General features: G+C 65.1%; 15 protein-coding genes. 7 read left to right on the top strand and 8 right to left on the bottom strand.

Annotated elements, in window-relative coordinates; all coding sequences use genetic code 11:
* Positions 1–96 precede the first annotated feature (96 nt).
* The 4 genes from QX132_RS29305 to QX132_RS29290 all read right to left on the bottom strand — a co-directional run bounded on the left by QX132_RS29305 (position 97) and on the right by QX132_RS29290 (position 3,864).
* Positions 97–1,740 carry a regulator gene (locus QX132_RS29305; protein WP_316163525.1) on the bottom strand — a complete coding sequence of 548 codons (1,644 nt, stop codon included), beginning with the start codon at positions 1,738–1,740 and terminating at the stop codon, positions 97–99.
* A gap of 75 nt (positions 1,741–1,815) precedes the next feature.
* Entirely contained in the window at positions 1,816–2,502 is a 687-nt protein-coding gene (locus QX132_RS29300; protein ID WP_316163524.1) for an isochorismatase family cysteine hydrolase, read from the bottom strand.
* Between the two features lie 249 nt (positions 2,503–2,751).
* Positions 2,752–3,270, bottom strand: coding sequence for an MBL fold metallo-hydrolase (locus QX132_RS29295; protein WP_315812738.1), 519 nt, complete (start codon positions 3,268–3,270; stop codon positions 2,752–2,754).
* Positions 3,271–3,297: 27 nt separating this feature from the next.
* The gene (locus QX132_RS29290; RefSeq protein WP_315812737.1) at positions 3,298–3,864 is read right to left on the bottom strand and encodes an MBL fold metallo-hydrolase; all 567 of its coding nucleotides are present in this window, start codon (positions 3,862–3,864) and stop codon (positions 3,298–3,300) included.
* A gap of 409 nt (positions 3,865–4,273) precedes the next feature.
* Here QX132_RS29290 and QX132_RS29285 point away from each other — a divergent pair, with 409 nt between their 5' ends.
* The 3 genes from QX132_RS29285 (at position 4,274) to QX132_RS29275 (ending at position 6,235) form a co-directional block, all read left to right on the top strand.
* The gene (locus QX132_RS29285) at positions 4,274–4,444 is read left to right on the top strand and encodes a hypothetical protein (protein ID WP_315772427.1); all 171 of its coding nucleotides are present in this window, start codon (positions 4,274–4,276) and stop codon (positions 4,442–4,444) included.
* 999 nt (positions 4,445–5,443) lie between these two features.
* Positions 5,444–5,749 (top strand): hypothetical protein, encoded by a 306-nt coding sequence (locus tag QX132_RS29280; RefSeq protein ID WP_315772425.1) that lies wholly within the window; start codon positions 5,444–5,446, stop codon positions 5,747–5,749.
* Positions 5,750–5,890: 141 nt separating this feature from the next.
* Positions 5,891–6,235 carry a hypothetical protein gene (locus QX132_RS29275; protein ID WP_316163523.1) on the top strand — a complete coding sequence of 115 codons (345 nt, stop codon included), beginning with the start codon at positions 5,891–5,893 and terminating at the stop codon, positions 6,233–6,235.
* A gap of 827 nt (positions 6,236–7,062) precedes the next feature.
* On the opposite strand, the gene QX132_RS29270 is transcribed toward QX132_RS29275, so the two are convergent.
* Positions 7,063–8,100 carry a S1C family serine protease gene (locus QX132_RS29270; RefSeq protein ID WP_315812735.1) on the bottom strand — a complete coding sequence of 346 codons (1,038 nt, stop codon included), beginning with the start codon at positions 8,098–8,100 and terminating at the stop codon, positions 7,063–7,065.
* Between the two features lie 156 nt (positions 8,101–8,256).
* Between QX132_RS29270 and QX132_RS29265 the strand changes: the two genes are divergently transcribed.
* On the top strand, positions 8,257–9,024 hold the full coding sequence (locus QX132_RS29265) for a thermonuclease family protein (protein WP_316163522.1): 768 nt from the start codon (positions 8,257–8,259) through the stop codon (positions 9,022–9,024).
* A gap of 22 nt (positions 9,025–9,046) precedes the next feature.
* Here QX132_RS29265 and QX132_RS29260 read toward each other — a convergent pair whose 3' ends face one another.
* The 3 genes from QX132_RS29260 to QX132_RS29250 all read right to left on the bottom strand — a co-directional run bounded on the left by QX132_RS29260 (position 9,047) and on the right by QX132_RS29250 (position 13,733).
* The gene (locus QX132_RS29260; RefSeq protein WP_316163521.1) at positions 9,047–10,378 is read right to left on the bottom strand and encodes a sorbosone dehydrogenase family protein; all 1,332 of its coding nucleotides are present in this window, start codon (positions 10,376–10,378) and stop codon (positions 9,047–9,049) included.
* Between the two features lie 81 nt (positions 10,379–10,459).
* Entirely contained in the window at positions 10,460–12,247 is a 1,788-nt protein-coding gene (locus QX132_RS29255; protein ID WP_315812732.1) for a chloride channel protein, read from the bottom strand.
* A gap of 253 nt (positions 12,248–12,500) precedes the next feature.
* Complete coding sequence (locus QX132_RS29250) at positions 12,501–13,733, bottom strand: acetyl-CoA C-acetyltransferase (protein WP_316163520.1); 1,233 nt, start codon at positions 13,731–13,733, stop codon at positions 12,501–12,503.
* A gap of 565 nt (positions 13,734–14,298) precedes the next feature.
* Between QX132_RS29250 and QX132_RS29245 the strand changes: the two genes are divergently transcribed.
* The 3 genes from QX132_RS29245 (at position 14,299) to QX132_RS29235 (ending at position 17,466) form a co-directional block, all read left to right on the top strand.
* Positions 14,299–15,270: an amidohydrolase family protein gene (locus QX132_RS29245; protein WP_316163519.1), complete on the top strand. Its 972-nt coding sequence runs from the start codon at positions 14,299–14,301 to the stop codon at positions 15,268–15,270.
* Between the two features lie 46 nt (positions 15,271–15,316).
* Entirely contained in the window at positions 15,317–16,636 is a 1,320-nt protein-coding gene (gene dctA / locus QX132_RS29240) for a C4-dicarboxylate transporter DctA (protein WP_315776358.1), read from the top strand.
* A gap of 116 nt (positions 16,637–16,752) precedes the next feature.
* On the top strand, positions 16,753–17,466 hold the full coding sequence (locus QX132_RS29235; protein ID WP_315737110.1) for an ABC transporter substrate-binding protein: 714 nt from the start codon (positions 16,753–16,755) through the stop codon (positions 17,464–17,466).
* Positions 17,467–17,927 lie beyond the last annotated feature (461 nt).

Raw genomic sequence — 17,927 nt, 5'->3', positions numbered from 1 at the left:
CGAGCTTGTGAGAAACGGACGCAAGACAACGTCGAGATTCCGGGCTCAAGGCCTGCGGCCTTGCCCCGGAATGACGGTGGTCGTGACGTCATCGGACTACTCCGCGGGCGCCGCCTGCATCTCCGCATGCGGAACGTAGCTCTCGGACATGCCGAGCCGGCCCAGCGCGAACAATCCGCCGGCGACCACGACATAGGCCAGCGCCACCGCGGGCGTCACGCCGAGGCCGACCGCTTCACCGTGCATGAAGCCGAAAAAGGTCATGACGGCACCGGCGAGCGCGAACGCCGCCGCCTTGGTGAAGTCGCGCTCGATCACGAACACGCCGATCGCGCCGAGCACGAGCCCGGCGAGAATCGAGCCGCCGCCCATCACCTCCAACCCATGATAGAGCACGCCCTGCTGCGGCAGCGCGGCGATCGCAGCGGTCTTGACCGCATCGACCTTGTCGGCGGCGAGGCCGCCCACGGTCTGCGCCGCCGTCACGGTCGAGGCCAGCATGGTGTCGATCTGCAGCTTGGCCCAGGCGGCGAGATGCGGCGTGAAGGCGAGCACGATCGCGGGCGCATGCTTGACCGGCGTGGTCTGGAACGCCTGCGCACCGATCAGCATGCCGATGTAGAGCAGGATCGGCGAGATCGCGACCACCGGCACCAGTGCCAGCAGCACCGAGATGATGCCGAGCCAGGACAGCACGATCACCATCAGCCCGGTCGCCGCGGAGTAGCCGATGCGGCCGCCCATCGCCTTCCAGCCGGGATGGCCGATATAGACCGCATTGATGAAAGGATTGCCCATCATGCAGCCGATCAGGCTGACGATGCCGTCGGCGGTCAGCACGCGCGTGGTCGGATATTCGTCGCCCGCGGCTTCCGCGCTCTCGACGTTGTCCATGGCCTCGACGAGGTCGTAGATACCGAACGGGATCGCGGTGACCAGGATAACGCCGAGATATTCGAAGCCTGAGAACACCGTGCCGAACGCCGGCAGCGGCACCGAGAAGCCGAAATTGGCGAAGGCATCGCCAACGCCCTTGACGCTGAGGCCACCGAGGCCGAGACCGAACAGGTTCGAGCCCCAGGCGATGATCATGCCGACCGCGATGGCGACGAGCCCGGCCGGCAATCCCTTGGGATATTTCACGCCGCCGAACCAGCTCACCAGAATGATGGCGAAGCACACCAGGCCGATCTGCGGCGTCATGTACATCTCGAGCGCCGGGCGCATCGAGATGAAGGTGACGGAGACGCCGGCGAGCGTGCCGAGCAGCGCGGCGCGCGGCGTGATCTTGCGGATATACGGCGCGATGAAGCCGCCGATCATCAGGATGAAGCTCTGGAAGAACACCCAGACGAGGCCGGCCGACCAGCCCTTCAGCGGATCACCGGTCTTCAAGGTGATCGGCAGCATGATCACGAAGGTGACGATGAACATGTGCGGCACGCTGACCCCCGAGGGTAGCGCACAGACGTCGCTGCGTCCGGTCTTCTGCGCGAGGCGATAAGCGAGGAAGGCGTAGTACAAGGTCGACAGGCACATCATCAGGCCGAGCGCCTGCAGGATGCGGCCGAACACCAGGCTGTCGGGCATCCTCAACACGAAGCGCAAGAGCCCGGTGAGCACGAGCATGTTGACGAGGATGTTGGTGCCGAAGCCGAAGAACGCGTTCCAGTCTCCGGGTGTCCACAGCACCGGCTTGAAATCCGCTTTGACCGCGCTTGCCGTCCCGCTTCCGCTCATCGCCTTGCTCCCCTGTTGCTGTCAGCGCCTACATCGTCGAACTCATCCGTCTCAACTCGTCTCTCGGCTCATCTCTCAGTTCATCGCCTTCAGGACCGCGGCCGAGTCCGCGACCCAGCCGAAGATGCCACCCTGGGCCTTGATCATCCTCAGGCCCATCTCATGGAATTCCGGGAAGTAGGACGCACAGCCGTCGGAGACGACGACGCAGCGATAGCCGCGGTCATTGGCCTCGCGCACGGTGGTGTTGACGCAGACCTCGGTGGTGACGCCGCACACCAGCAGGTTTTCGATGCCGTGATGCTTCAGCACCTCACCGAGTTCGGTGGCGTAGAATGCGCCCTTGCCCGGCTTGTCGATCACCACCTCACCATCAACAGGATAGAGCGCGGGAATGATGTCGTGCCCCGGCTCGCCGCGGATCAGGATGCGCCCCATCGGGCCGGGATCACCGATGCGAAGGGATGGCGCGCCGCGCTCGACCTTGGCCGGCGGCGCATCGGACAGATCCGGCTTGTGGCCCTCGCGGGTGTGAATGACGAGCATGCCCATCTTGCGCGCCGCCCCCAGGACGTTCGCGATCGGCGTCACGGCGCGCGCGAGCTGCGAGACGTCGTTGCCCAGCGTCTCGCCAAAACCGCCCGGCTCCATGAAGTCGCGCTGCATGTCGATGATGAGCAGCGCCGTCTCGTCCCAGTCGAGCGCGATCGGCTCGGGCTCGGCGGCGATGCTCACTCCAGCCGATGCAATTGAGTCCGCCATGGCGACCATTGCCTCCCCGCGAGAATGGCTCGCAAGTAACGAAGCAAGCGCTGTGCCATTGTGTACAATCGGCTCGCGCTTGCCGCGGATTTGGAAGAGACAACCGTTTCAATGACTTGAGAAAAGGACCTGAAGCTGCTCGATTGCCGGGCAGCCGCCCTCGCCGACGCCTCAGCTTATTTCTTGGGCGGCCGCTGCACGCGGCGCATGGTCCCGATGGTCAGCCCGTCGCGAAGGTGGGGCAACCAACTAGGTCGTAAACGTATAGAGCGTTCCGACGTTCGACTGGAACACTTTCCCCGGCATTTCGCGCCGGACCATGTCGTAGAACGGCTCGCCCGTACAATGGGCCGGCATGAGGTAATCAGGGTTGATGTCCTTCAACTCCGCGATGACCTGCTTGAAGTAGGCATCGTCGAGCGGCGGCACGAGGTGGAAGCCACCAATCACCGCGTGAACCTTGTCAACTCCCGATGCGCGCTGGGCCTGCCTGATGGTGTTGATGACGCCACGGTGGCTGCACGAGGTCAGAATCACCAGACCTTTTCCCTTCAGCAGGAAATTGGTCCCGATCTCGTGCTCGAAGTCGTCCACGACGAACTCGCCGGCGTTTTTCCCCGGCGAGACCTTGTCCGGGAAGCAGCCGAAGCCATTGGCGATGCCTACCTTCTCGCGACTGGGACTGAGCGGCTTTTCAAAGCTGCTTTGCGCGATCTTGCCCGTCGTGAACGCATGATCGGCAACGACGGCCAGCCCGTCCGCCATCATCAGGATGAGGTTCGACTCCTTGATGGCCTAGCGATCGAGCGCCCCGAACTGACCACCATTCCCGACGGTCCGCGTGCAGAAACAGTCTTCACCGCCGACGAAGAAGGGCAGATCCTTCTTAAGCTTGCCCTTTGTCGCGGAGAGAAACCCCACCATGCCGCCGAAGTGATCGTAATGGCCATGGCTGAGGACGAGCGCGTCGAACTCTTCGGGCTGGATCTTCAGGATCTCCATGTTGGTCAGCAGCGTGACCGGATTGTATCCGAAATCGACGAGGATATTGCGGACCTCATTGTCACGCTGGGATTCAGCGTGCATCGAGAGGCCCCATTCCCCGACCAGGGTGGCGCGGGGCGGCACATCCGGTGTTTCATTGCCCTGCATGCGCGCGATCGAGAGGTCACCGAGCTTTTGCGAGATCCCGAAGCGACGGACAATGATGTCGCTGACCATGCGAACCTTCAAGCGATCGACCTGCGGCACGGCTCCGCCGAGTGCCTGAGCCCTTGCGCTCCGCCCGCTCCCGACCAGCGTGCCCACCATCGCGGACACAAAGCCCGCGCCGCCGGCGCAAAGCAGGTGGCGTCTCGACAACGACGGCGATCGAGTCATCAACCACACGGACCAAACAACATGGCGGCCTCCTCTCGGCACGACTTTCGGGTCGGGAGCTTAATCCTCTGGTCCCGGCAGCATTGACATCGGACAATGCGAGGGGCCCTGGAGGGCGATGGAGCAGCGCCTGTCGGGTTCCGTCTGGCCCAAGGCGCCGCCCGGCCCCGAACGCGATGTCCGTTCTTCAGGCCAGAGCCGATCTACCGCAGTCCAACGCCAAGCAGCGGCTTGCGCCCCAATGCGGACTACCGAGATTGAGCACGCCAAGGGCGGTTGGGGACGCCCCCCGGCGCGCATTGAGCAATGTCTGCAGGATTTGGGCACTGAAAATGGTTCTGCCTCGCGCACCGCATACCTTATAAATGATACGTGGGAAGGCGAGGCTCGAATGACTGACTTGGAAAGCTTCATCGTCAACCAGAACCTGGTTCACTACAAAGCGCTCCTGCGAGAGGAGACGGATCCGCATAAGAGCCGCATATTGCTCCGGCTGATCGAGAATGAAATGGGGAAACTACCCGCCTCCGCGAAGCGCATCGAGATACCTAAGTCGAGATAGCCAAGATGTCCGGCTTTCAATGACCTAATTATACTTTCGTCTCCTCGGTGTGACCGCCCCTGGAACGTTCACCAGTGACACCGAACGAATTGGGCCGTCGAATGTCACATTCGACGGCCCAATTTTCGAGCGCGAGGCGCCGAGCAAAGCTCAACAGCCGATTTTCGTTTGTAAGTAGTGTGAGTTGTCTGTCTGTGGGGGAACTGATGGCGCTGACGCAGAGCGAGTGGTCGCAAACGTATCCTCGCGCCGCATTGCGGGGTGTTCTGGCGGACGCTGCAAGAACGATACCCGAAGCAAAGCGGACACCTTCCTTGATGGCATGCCTCGCCGAGAAGATCTTGGCCTCGGCGGCTGACGGCCAAGAGAAGCCGGTCGATCTATGTCGCCGCGCCATCGAGAAGGTGCAGGAATCTTGTCCTGACTGCCGCGCATGCCATGGCTTGCAAGCAGCCCACAACAGCGGTCGCTCGCACGAAAAACTGTAGATTTCCGGTCGCAGCCTGTTACGTGGAGTGACAGACATATGGGCGCATCCGAGCCACCTTGGCTTAACTGCTTCAGGCATTCATCTAAATCCCCCGCAGAGAATTGGTGCGCCTTTGAGTCGCCGGTGTGTGTCGGGTGTACGAATGCCGTGTCGTCTCACCCTTCAGTGGGCGCTCACAAAGATCCTATGAAGTCCGAGGAGATCGAAGGCTGGTTTCGCGGTCTCAAGTCGTGCAAGGTTTCTGATGGCATGAGAGATTAAGGTCACCCCGCCGATGTCGGCACGTGCCCTTTCCCGACTTGTCGACCGAGGTCCAAATGCGTCTGCTTGCCTGACCTGACCGGGCCTCATTGTTGATGGATTGACCCGGGCGGCGCGGTCCGGGGGCGGCCCATCGCCTTCCAGCTTAGAGAGTGCGCATCCGACGCACATGATTGCCCTGTTGATCTCGGTCAATGGGCGGGCTCGTATTGAGATCAAGGTCGCGCAACTTCGCAGTAGGACACTCCATGATCAAGCGATTAGTTACAATGGTGGCGTGTTCTGTGCTCAGTTTGATCGGAGATGGTCCAACTGGAAAGCTGGTCCTCGTCGGCGGCGTCCACAGGACGCCCGGGGGTCTCGCCCTAACCAAAATGCAGGAAGGAACCGCAACGATCGAGATGAAGGACGGAAGGGCAGTTGGCTTAGCCGGGTCCGGCAAGGCCCTCATCAAGTTCACGTCGGGCGCGTTGGCAGGCCTGTCCGGCAAGACCCCCAAGTTCGTAACGAAGTCAATTGGCTTCAACCGCTTCGACATCCTGTGGTCGGAGTAGCTCCGCCTATCGGTCGCTTGCGCCCCCCGGGTCGGGGAGAGTTGCCGCCCTTGTTCCAGCGCAGGCCATGATCCGGTCCATGCAACCCAAGCTCTAGGTCTTCGGTTGCTCGTTCCTTCGAGCGACGAAATGGAGAAAGGCATGAACAGCCAGCCAGCGTTCAATCGCGGATCGTCCACCGAAATCGCCGGGCAGATCGACGCCGTTGCCTGGGCCGTGTTCTTCATCTGGGTCGGCATCGCCATGCTGGTGCCGGTGCCCTGGGAATGGTTTCTCATGGGTGTTGGCATCCTCATCCTCGCGGCGGAGTATGCCCGCTGGCAGATGGGCATCAGGATCGAAGGCTTCTGGGTCGCTTGCGGGGTCGTGTGCTTCGCAGGGGGGCTTTGGGCGCTTCTCAACTTGCCTTGGCCACTGGCTCCGATCCTGATCATTGGTCTCGGAGTGTGGTTGCTTGCTAAGATCATCGTGGATGCTAACCGTTGACCAGCCGCCCTCTGGCCATCCTGTGTAGCAAGCCGTCTTGGGCCCAGCGGTGCATCGGTCCGGAATTTGGGCTCCAGCCGACGTTCCGGACAGCGTCCCGCAAGGTCCATGGCCACCTTGAACTTCGGGTAGAAACATGCTGCGTATTTCCAGAAATCGCGGTTGTCTGCGCGCATCCCGCCTCACTGCGGAGGAGCGTTGCGCGCGATCGTCACGACACGCGAGGCGGGGAGCGATGGCCGCGAGAGATCGCAGTGTGTCTTCGGATGCGCGGACGAACGATCGGTTGCGGACGTGAAGTCGCAGCGTCCTGACACCCCGATGCTGGTGTCCCGCGCAATGCGCAAGCGTTGTCGCGAATGGTGGCCAACAAGCCCGGCGCACCAGGGAGACTGCGTATAAGCGTGAAGACCATCGCGCAGGGAATGCCGGCTACGGCAGCACCTGTGGTACCTGCCGCCTGCATTTTTTCAGCAGGCGGGCCATGGGTGAGGCCTTCACCCGGCATTCCCTGCGCCCTCTGCACTATCAGGAGGGACCGAACTGATCGCAGAACTCGGGCGCGACGCGCCGCGGGAACGAGACCTTATACCAATCGCTGTTTGAAGCGTATATCCGACCCACCCACCGCTGTCGTCCCGGGCAAGCCGTGACGCGCGACAGCGCGGCGCGGCGCCGACCCGGGACCCATACGCCGCGGCGGACGTGTGGCGCGAGGTGCTCACGACGCACCTGCCTCAAACTGCTCCCTGGGGTTATGTGTCCCGGCGTTCGCCGGGGCGACAGCTGTGGTCGTGGCTGCAGCTCAGCATCTCACGAATGCAATGCTAAGACGCCTGCCTTGCCACCGGCTTGCGCTCCACCGGATCGATGTCGATGCCGCGCAACCTGCCGAGCCGCAGCACGTCCATCGCGATGGTACGGCCGATGCGGTCGCGGTCGAGCACGCGGATCAGGTCGTCGACGCCGTTGATCTCGACGCCGTCGAGCCTGATCACGACGTCGCCCGGCAGCAGGCCGGCGCGGGCCGCGGGCCCGTCCGGCTCGATCTGCATCAACAGCGCGCCCATCTTGTTCTCGACACCGGCGAGCAACGCATGTCGCCGCGGCACCGGCGCGGTCTGCCCGGACACGCCGATATAGGCGCGGCGGACATAGCCGTGGCGGATGATCTCCGACAGCACGAACTGCGCGGTGTTGCTCGCGACCGCAAAGCAGATGCCCTGCGCACCCTGGATGATGGCGGTGTTGATGCCGATCACCTCGGCGGCCGACGACACCAGTGCGCCGCCGGAATTGCCGGGGTTGAGCGCCGCATCGGTCTGGATGACATCCTCGATCATGCGGCCCGACACCGAGCGGATCGAGCGCCCCAGCGCCGAGACGACGCCGGCGGTGACCGTCGATTCGAACCCGAGCGGGTTGCCGATCGCGACCACGAGCTGGCCGCGGCGCAGGCTCTTGGAATTGCCGAGCGCGGCGTAGCGCAGGTCGCGCGCGTGATTGGCGCGCAGCAGCGCCAGATCGGTGTCGGGATCGACGCCGAGCACCTGCGCATCGGTGACGACGCCCTCGACGTCGCGCAGCCGGATGCTCTTGGAGGAGCCGACCACATGGCTATTGGTCAGCACGAGGCCGTCGGGCGAGATCACGATGCCCGAGCCGAGCCCGCCGCGGGAGCCGGCGGTCGCCCCAGCCTTGGGGCCGGTTTCGACACGCACGACCGCAGGACCGACGCGCTCGGTGACATCGATGACGGCATTGGAATAGGCGTCGAGCAGCGCGCGGTCGTCGGCCGGCGCAGCAGCAGACGCGCGCGACGGCGACAGCGCATCGCCGGCGAGATCGGAGGTAAAGTCCAACATGGCAAGATTTCCTTCGCCCGGTCAGATGGGTAGCAGCCGCCCCCCGCGCAAGGTGGCGGTCCGGCGGTGCCGGACCGCGCCGCCCTTGGCGAGACTCACGCGCGCTGTGATAGGACTTCGGCCGGGTATTTGATGAATGTGATTGCGGGAGGAAGCATGCGGCTGCGAGACCGGCTGTTGTCGTTGTGTGGGGCCATGGTGCTGGGAGCCGGCATGACCGGCGCGTCGCTGGCCGCAAGCGCCACGGTGCGCAGCGGCGACACGATCCAGCTCGGCGACACGGTGTTCCGGCTCGACGGCGTCGATGCGCCGGAGGTCGACCAGCTCTGCATCGACGATCACGCCGATTCCTGGAGCTGTGGCGTCGAGGCGCGCGAGCAGCTCGGCAAGCTGATCGGCGGCCGCGCGGTGCGCTGCGACGATCTCGGTCCGGACAAGCCGCTCAAGACCCGCAGGATCGGCCTCTGCACCGTCGACGGCGACAGGGTCAGCCTCAACCAGCAAATGGCGCGCGCAGGTTTCGCCGTCGGCGCCGACCCCGCCGCGAAGGCGCGGGTCAAGGACGATGTCGCCGCGGCCAAGGAGGCGCTGCGCGGACTCTGGAAGGGCTGCTTCGTCGCGCCGGGCGAGTTCCGGATCGACAAGAAGGATGGCGCGCTGATCGGCGCCGCCTGCCGCACCGACCGCGACCGCGAGATCCGTGCCGTGCTGTTCCCGGACGCGCCGAGCGCGCCGCCGGGCTGCAGCATCAAGGGCAAGTTCGCGGTGCGCGCGCGCGTCACCGGCAACATCGGCATCTATCATCTGCAGGGCTGCCCGAGCTATCCCGCGACCACCGAGCCCGATCGCTGGTTCTGCTCCGAGGACGACGCAAGGGCCGCCGGCTTCCGCCGCGCCTTCAACTGCCGCGCGCCGAAGAAGTGAGTCACAGGTGGTGGTGCGGCGCTCAGCGGCTCACGCGCCAGATCGTGCCATTGCCGTCCTCGGAAATGAGAAGGCTGCCGTCGCGCGCCACGGTGACGCCGACCGGCCGGCCCCAGACCTCGCGGTCATTGAGGACGAAGCCGGTGACGAAATCCTCGTATTCGCCGGTGGGCACGCCGTCCTTGAGGCGGACGCGGATCACCTTGTAGCCGGTGCGCTTGGACCGGTTCCACGAGCCGTGCTCCGCCGCGAAGGCGTCGCCGCGATACTCCGGCGGGAACAGATTTCCGTCGTAGAACGTCAGACCGAGCGAGGCCGAATGCGGCTGCAGCAGCACGTCGGGCACGGTGATCTTGCCCTTGAGGTCCGGGCGCTCGCCGGCATGGCGCGGGTCAGGGTTGTCGCCGATATAGTACCAGGGCCAGCCGTAGAACCCGCCCTCCTTCACGCGCGTGACGTAGTCCGGGACCAGATCGTCGCCGAGCCCGTCGCGTTCGTTGGTCGAGCACCACGGCGTTCCGGTCGTGGGCTGGATGGCGAGGCCGACGCAGTTGCGGATGCCGGTGGCGAACAGGCTGCGGTTGTTGCCGTCGGGATCGAACGCCAGCACGCCGGCACGGTCGGCCTCCCCGCCCCAGGCCGCGCCGAGCGGATGCGCCTTGATCCAGGCACTGATTCCGCCGCCAGGCTCTCCCAGCGCTTCGCCGACATTGCCGACGGAGCCGACCGACACCAGCATGCGCTTGTCGTCCCTGGTGAAGACGACATCGCGGGTCGAATGGCCGTAGCCGGCCGGCAGATCGGGCACGACGACCTGCAGCGGCCCCTGCGCCTTCATGTCGCCGGCACGATAGGGAAAGCGCATGACGCGCTCGGTACTCGCGACATAGACCCATTGCGGATCGGCACTCGGATAGAACGCAATGCCGAAGGGATGGCCGAGCCGGTCGGCGAAGATCTCGCTCGACGCGACCTTGCTGCCGTCCTCGCTCGGGCGCAGCACGCGGACGCGCCCTGCCCGGGTCTCGGCGACGAAGATGTCGCCATTCGGCGCGGTGCGGATGATGCGCGGCCCGCTCAGCCCCTCGGCGAACAGCGCGATCTTGAAACCGTCGATGACCTTCGGTACGGCGGAGGCCGGTCGTTGCACCACGCGGGAGACGTTGGCTGCGGACGCCGTCGCACCCGGTTTGGGCAGGTCTTCGGGACGGATCAGCCTGATCGTGCCCGGTGCATCGCCCTGCCAGCTGCCGAACGCGTCCTTGCCTTTGAGCACCGCGAGCTGTGCTGTCGCCGCAGCCGTCACCAGCGCGCTCAAGGCGGCCACGATAGCCGTGCTCATCCGTCTCGTCATGCAGTCCTCACGCGTCTCGATCGGCCGTCAGCCTGCCCTGGTGCCGGCCCAGGGATCACGCGTCGCGGCGATGGGACGCGTTCACGACAGCGCCCCGAGCACGCCGCGCGTCGCCTGGTCGATCTCCTCGACATAGCGGCGGCGCGCGAAGGACTCGGTCAGGAAGCCGATCACCTTCCGGCTGTTCTCCGACTCCAGCACGGCCAGCACCTCGGCGCCGGAATCGTCGAAGATCTTCATCGCCGTCTTGACGTTCATTTCGGGCAACAGCGCGACATCGAAATATTTCGCGAGCTCGACCACCTGGATCTCGTCGGCAATGGAATCCAATTCGCCCGAGAACAAATCGGGCAAGGAGACCAGCCCGCAATAATCGTCGCTGTTGTTCACCACCACCACGGCCTGGCGCGTGCCCAGCGCGAACTCGCGCCGGCAGGCCGCGATGCTCGTCGTGGTCGGCACCTTCGCGACGTCGGAGCGCATCAGCCGCTCGACCGTGAGGTTGCGCAGCCAGCCGACATCGTTGGCGCTGCGGATGGTCTCGCCGCGCAGATGCAGGCGCCAGGTCGAGAACGAGTGCCCGAACAGGACGCGGACGCATACCGAGGTCACGATGCAGGCGGCCAGCACGACGGCGGTGACGTCGACGCTGCGGGTCATCTCCAGCACCAGGAACGACATCGTCAGCGGCCCGCCGACGATGGCGACACCGAGCGTCGCCATGCCGGTGAGCATCGCCACCAGCGGGTCGATCGCGAGCCCGAGGCCGGCCAGCGCGAGCAGGCCCGCAAACAGCTTGCCGAGCAGACTGCCGACGAACAGCGAGGCGAAGAACAGACCGCCGCGGAAGCCCGAGGCCAGCGAGATCAGGCAGGCGGCGAGCTTGAGCACGATGATGGTGGCGATCATGCCGACCGCCATCTCGCGATGCAGGTCGAGCAGCATTGCGCCGTGGCCTGCCGCCAGCACCTGCGGCGTCACGATCGCCATGGCGCCGACACAGACCCCCCCGATCACCGGGCGCAGCCACACCGGAATGCGGACGAACAGCCGCTCGACCGTCGGCGAGGCGCGCATCACCAGGATGCCGATGCCGGCGACGAGCAGCGCCAGCACGAACAGCGCGATGTATTGCTCGAAGCCGACCGCGCCGACCTTGGCGACCTCCAGCGAATACGGCGCGCCGGCGAGATATTGCGAGGTCAGCGCACCCGCCAGCGAGGCCGCCAGGATCGGCGCCGCGCTGCCGACGGAGTAGACGCCGACGATCAGCTCACAGGCATAGAACGCCCCCGTGATCGGCGCGCCGAAGGCGGCCGCAATGGCGGCGGCCGCTCCGCAGCCGAGGATGAGGCGCAGATCGTTGCGGCGGAGCGTGAGATACTGCCCGAGCAGCGAGGCGACGCCGGCCCCGATCTGGGTGTAGCCGGCCTCGAGCCCGACCGACGCGCCGGAGCCGTTGGAGACCAGGGTCTGGCCGCTCACCACGATGCTGTCACGCATCGACAGCCGTCCGCCGCGCAGCGCATTGGCCTCGACGGGGTCGACCGCGGCCGCGATCTTCCAGCGCCGCCGCAGCCATTCCATGATGCCGAGCGCAAGGCCGCCGCAGGCGGGCGCGATCAGGGCGACCACCGGGTTGACCCAGGTATGAGCGCTGAGCCGGACATCGATCGGGATGCCGTAAATGACCACATGCGCGACTTGCGCGATCAGGCTCATCACCGTCACGATCGCACCCGTCGCAACGCCGATCACCAGGGCCAACGGTATCAGGTAGAACTCATTGCTGCGCAGCAGTGCCCGCAGCCGCGTGACCACCCGGTTCGAAGCCTTGCGATCGATGATATGCGACAGCGTCGACAGCACGGAGAGCCGTTTCTTCTAAGATGAGGCCTCGCCGTGGCAATAACCCGTCGCAACTAGCGGAACAAGCGCGAATTCCTTTCCGGTCGAAACGTGGTTGACTGGTCCGGAAAGTGGAACCGCCGCGGCTCGCGCGATCCTGCGCCTCAACTGCGCCACCGCCAAAATCACAAATTGCCGGAGCACAAGACGACGGCGCCCGCCGCGGGAATCTCCGCAGCGGGCGCGCGCACCTCAAATCGAGGAGATGTACCGTTCAGACCCGCTCGATGATGATCGCGGGTGCCATGCCACCGGCCGCGCACATCGTGACCAGGCCGCGCTTGAGATCGCGCCGCTCGAGCTCGTCGAGCAGCGTCCCGATCAGGATGGAACCGGTGGCGCCGATCGGATGTCCCAGCGCGATCGAGCCGCCGTTCACATTGACCTTGGCGCGGTCGAGCTCGAGGTCGCGGATGTACTTCTCGGCGACGACGGCGAACGCCTCGTTGATCTCGAACAGGTCGATGTCATCAAGCTTGAGCCCGGCCTTGGCCAGCACCTTGCGCGTCGCCGGCACCGGGGCGTTCAGCATCAGGGTCGGGTCATCGCCCATATTGGCCATCGCCACGACGCGTGCCCGCGGCTTCAGGCCATGGGCGTGGGCATAGGACGGCGACGCCAGCAGGATCGCGGCCGCGCCGTCGACGACGCCAGAGGAATTGCCGGCGTGATGCATGAAGTCGATCTCGAGGCCGGGATAGCGCTGCAGGATCAGGTTGCGATACGTCGTGCCCTTCTCGTCCAGCGCGTAGTCGGCGATCGCCGGAAACGCCGGCTTCAGCCCTGCCAGCGCCTCGGCCGTGGTCTGCGGCCGCGGGTATTCCTCGTGGTCGAGCGCGAGGCTGCCGTCCTCGCGATGCACCGGCACCAGGCTCTTCTTGAAATGGCCGGCCGCAATCGCAGCCGCCGCGCGCTTCTGGCTCTCCAGCCCGAGCGCGTCGACGTCGGCGCGGGTGATGCCTTCCATGGTGGCAATGGCGTCGGCACAGACGCCCTGGTGCGACTGCGGATGCAGCGCGCGCAGATGCAGATTGCCGGCGTCCATCATCAGCGGCCCCTCGCCGCGCCGGCCCTCCATCGACATCATCTCGCAGCCGCCGGCGACGACGAGGTCCTCCTGCCCGGCCATGATCGAGCTTGCTGCGATGTTGACGCTGGTGATGCCGGAGCCGCAGAAGCGATCGAGCGTGACGCCCGAGGCGCGGATGTCGTAGCCGGCGTCGAGCGCCGACATGCGGCCGAGATCGCCACTCTGCGGACCGCGCTGCGACGAGCAGCCCCAGATGACGTCCTCGACGTCGCCGGTGTTGATGCCGGTGCGATCGGCCAGCGCGCGCAGCACGGTGGCGCCGAGATGCTGCGGGTGCAGCCCGGCGAGCGCGCCCTTTCCGGCCTTGCCAATACCGCGCGGCGTTCTGCAGGCATCGATGATGAGCGCGTCGACCATGGTGTTTCCCTTGCCCGATATTGTTGTGAGCTGACAGCCGCGCAGCATCTCGGCGCCCGCACGCCTCTCTTTGCTGTCGCATAGCATTGCGCATGCGGTCTTCACAACGGCGCTTGAAGCTGCCGGCGCATGACCAAAACGCACGCCACGGCGTTGACGCAACTCACCTTTCCGTCGCACGAACAATTCTGCAGATCGGCGCGCTCGGGCTGCCTTCTCGCAGACTGGTTGAAGAGCACTCGCCCAGTCGCGCTGCAACGCAGCTCGAACGGAGGGTCTCAGCAACGTTGGCAGTTGGACTGCAGAGCATTGTCCAAACAAGCGAACTGACCGTTCACCCAATACTTCTTGTCATGCTGCAGAGGCTGCAAGATCCTCGATCAGGAACAACTGGGACCACAGCGATCCGCCGGCTCCGGATCCGAAGCACGCCATGATCACGACGCCACGTTGAGAGGTCGCCTGACCTCTCCATCGTGGCGTGACGATAGCAAACACGAACGATGCCGGAGCCCGGCAGGCGCCGCCTGCCCGCGACCACAGCCATTCCGAGGAGGACGCTCTGATGTTGAGACGAAATCTGCTGGCCACCATGGCCGGACTGGGAGCGGCGAGCGTGCTCGGCGCTGTCCCTGCGCAACTCTCCGCCGAAGAGGTCAAGATCCCCAGCATCGCCGGCCCGGATCCGGCGACGAAGACCCCGAGCTTCCTGCCGCCGCTCGGCAGCGTCGATACCCACACGCACATCTTCGGGCCGGCCTCGACCTATCCGTTCTCGCCCACCCGCCCCTACACGCCGCCCGATGCGTCACTGGAGATGTTCCGGGCGCTGCACGCCAAAATCGGTGTCGAACGCGCCGTCATCGTCAACGCCACCGTCCATGGCACGGACAATCGCGTCGTCACGGACGCCATCGCGCAGAGCAACGGCAACTACAAAGGCGTCGCCAACATCAACGCGGCGATGTCCGACGCCGACCTCACGGCGCTCGGCAAGGCCGGCATCTGCGCCTGCCGGTTCGCCTTCCTCCGCCGCCTCGGCGGCGTCGGCGACATGAACGTCTTTCGCACCCTGGTGGACCGCGTCGCGGCGATCGGCTGGCACGTCGACATTTATCTCGAGGCCGGGACAATCCAGGAATTCGTGCCGATCCTGAAGGCGCTGCCGGTCACCTATGTGATCGACCACATGGGCACGATCAGCGCCGCCAAGGGCATCGACGATGCGGAGTTCAAGGCGCTGCTCGACCTGCAGGCCAGCGACGGCAAGTGCTGGATCAAGATCACCGGTCCCGAGCGCGCCTCGGCCTCCGGACCACCGTTCCACGACGCCGTGCCGTTCGCCCGGAAACTGATCGAGAATGCGCCCGATCGCGTCATCTGGGGCACGGACTGGCCGCATCCGAACGTCAAGATCATGCCCAATGATGGTGATCTGGTCGATCTGATCCCGCTCTACGCCCCGGATCCGGCCATGCAGCGAAAGCTGCTTGTCAGCAATCCCGAACGGCTGTTCAAGTTCGAGCCCAAGAGCTGAGTCACCGCCAGCTGCAACTTCGAGCCCTTCAGCGACAGGACCGATCATGACTGCCACGACCCTCACCGCCGACAGCAAGGCAGGCGCCCGCCGCGGCTGGTGGAAGGAGCTTTGGGTCCAGGTCATGATCGCGATGGCAGCGGGCATCCTGCTCGGTGCCGTCAAGCCGGATCTCGGCGCCCAGATGCAGCCGCTGGGCGATGCCTTCATCAAGGCGATCCGGATGCTGATCGCGCCGATCATCTTCTGCACGGTGGTCAACGGCATCGCCCACATGGCCGACATGGCCAAGGTCGGCCGCGTCGCGATCAAGGCGCTGATCTATTTCGAGGCAATCACGACGCTGGCGCTGATCATCGGCTTGACCGCGGTGAACCTGTTTCAGCCCGGCGTCGGCATGAACATCGACCCGGCGACCATCAACTCCGCGACCATCGAGCCCTATGTCAAGCAGACCGCTGCGGTCGGCTTCGTGCCGTTCCTGCTCAACATCATCCCGCAGACCTTCGTTGGCGCCTTTGCCGAAGGCAATATCCTGCAGGTGCTGTTCATCTCGGTCATGTGCGGCTTTGCGCTGATCTGGCTCGGCGACCGCGCCAAGCCCGTGACCGACGTGATCGATGTCGCCGGCCAGATGATCTTCGGTGTCGTTCGGATCGTGATGTGGGCCGCCCCGCTCGGCGCATTCGGCGCCATCGCCTTCACCGTCGGCAAGTTCGGCCTGGGCTCGCTGGCCAAGCTCGGCCTGCTGCTCGGCAGCTTCTATCTCACCTGCCTGATCTTCATCGCCGCCGTGCTCGGCCCCATTGCCGCCCTCACCGGCTTCAGCCTGTGGAAGCTGATCCGCTACATTCGCGATGAGGTGCTGGTCTGCATCGCCACCACGTCATCGGAGACCGTGCTGCCGCGCATGCTGGCGAAGCTCGAAGCCGCCGGATGCGAGCGCGGCATCGTCGGCCTGGTCATCCCCACCGGCTACTCGTTCAATCTCGACGGCACCTGCCTCTACCTCGCCACCGCCGCGGTGTTCCTGGCGCAGGCGACCAACACTCATCTCGACATCAGCCACCAGATCGGGCTGCTGCTGATCCTGCTGGTGACGTCGAAGGGCGCAGCCGGCATTGCCGGCGCCGCTTTCGTCGTGCTGGCAGCGACGCTCGCCGCGACCGGAACGATTCCGGTCGCCAGCGTCGCACTGGTGCTCGGCATTCACCGGTTGATGTCGCAGGGGCTGACGCCGACGAATTTGATCGGCAACGCCGTGGCCACCATCGTCATTGCCCGCTGGGAAAATGCGCTCGACAAGACGCGTCTCCAGCAGGTGCTCGATGGCGAAGCCGGCAGCGAACTGACCGAATCAGTCTGATATCAGCGAGGCGACCGATGGACTGCGCAGCTACCATCCTGAGGCAGGCCGTCATTGTCGCTTTCGTCGCGTGCGCGACGCTCGCTCCGGTTCGAAGCTATTCCGCTGATGTCGACGTGGCACGCACTCTCGCGCCGACCGGACATCTGCGCGCGGGACTCTATCCGGGCACGCCGACATCGATCCTGCCCGACGGGACCGAGAATCCCCGCGGCGTCGGCTACACCATCGGCAAGGAAATGGCGCGCCAGCTCCATGTCGACTACGAGCCGGTCGTGTTCGCCAAGAACGCCGAGGTGCTCGAGGCCGTCAAGACCGGCGCGGTCGACGTCGCCTTCACCAATGCTTCGCCGGCGCGCGCAAAGGAGATGGATTTCGGTCCTGTCTATCTCGAGATCGAGCTTGGGTATCTCGTGCCCGACGGCTCCCCGCTTTCCGACGCCGGCGATGTCGACGCGAGCGGCCGCAAGATCGGCGTCACGACCGGCAGCACGTCGGATGCGACGCTCGGGCGCGAGCTGAAGAACGCGACGCTGGTCCGGGCGCCGACCTTGAAGGATGCGGTCGCCATGCTGACGAGCCGCCAGATCGATGCCTTCGCCACCAACAAGGCGACGCTGTTCGAGATCGCCGAGCAGGTGCCAGGATCGCGCGTGCTCGACGGGCGCTGGGGCGAGGAGCGCCACGCCATCGCGATCCCCAGGGGCCGCGACGCCGGGCTCGACTTCCTGCGCAGCTTCACGGCCGAGATCCAGTCGTCTGGCCTCGTCAGCGCCGCTGCTGAGCGCGCCGGACTGAAGGGCATTGTGTCGCCAGGGAAATCGCCCTGACGCGTCGGCGCGCAGTGCCGCCGGGGATCGCGGTGTTCTCCGCATCGGACAGCGACAGACTGCGGATAAGTGCGACACCGACATGAGAAGCGAAGCGCATCGCCAAGGGCCTCTCACAATGACGCGCTGAAGTCCGAGATGAGCGCGTCATCCTGAGATACCGCCGCTATCTCGTTTCAGCCGGTCACCGAGAAACGTCAGTCGTGAATTGACATCATTTGCATAGACACCGATTTGCTTTCGCCGCATTGACGCCGATCAAACGGCGCATGACCTAAAATTAATGGTTATCTCCTTTCGTATGAGTGGTGCGCTCGGCTAATGAAAGCGCAACGGCGGCGGACTGATCTCGCAGCGTCGTCCAGCAAGAAACGATCTGAAACTACGGAGTGAGCGCCTGCGGACAACAGTCACGCCGCGTCGTTCGTGTGTGTGACGATCACTCGACGATCACTTGGCGA

It is taken from the genome of Bradyrhizobium sp. SZCCHNRI20481 (genome assembly GCF_032485055.1).
GTDB lineage: Bacteria > Pseudomonadota > Alphaproteobacteria > Rhizobiales > Xanthobacteraceae > Bradyrhizobium.
The sequence above is the reverse complement of the archived record's forward strand: the minus strand, read 5'-3'. Positions and strand labels throughout refer to the sequence as shown.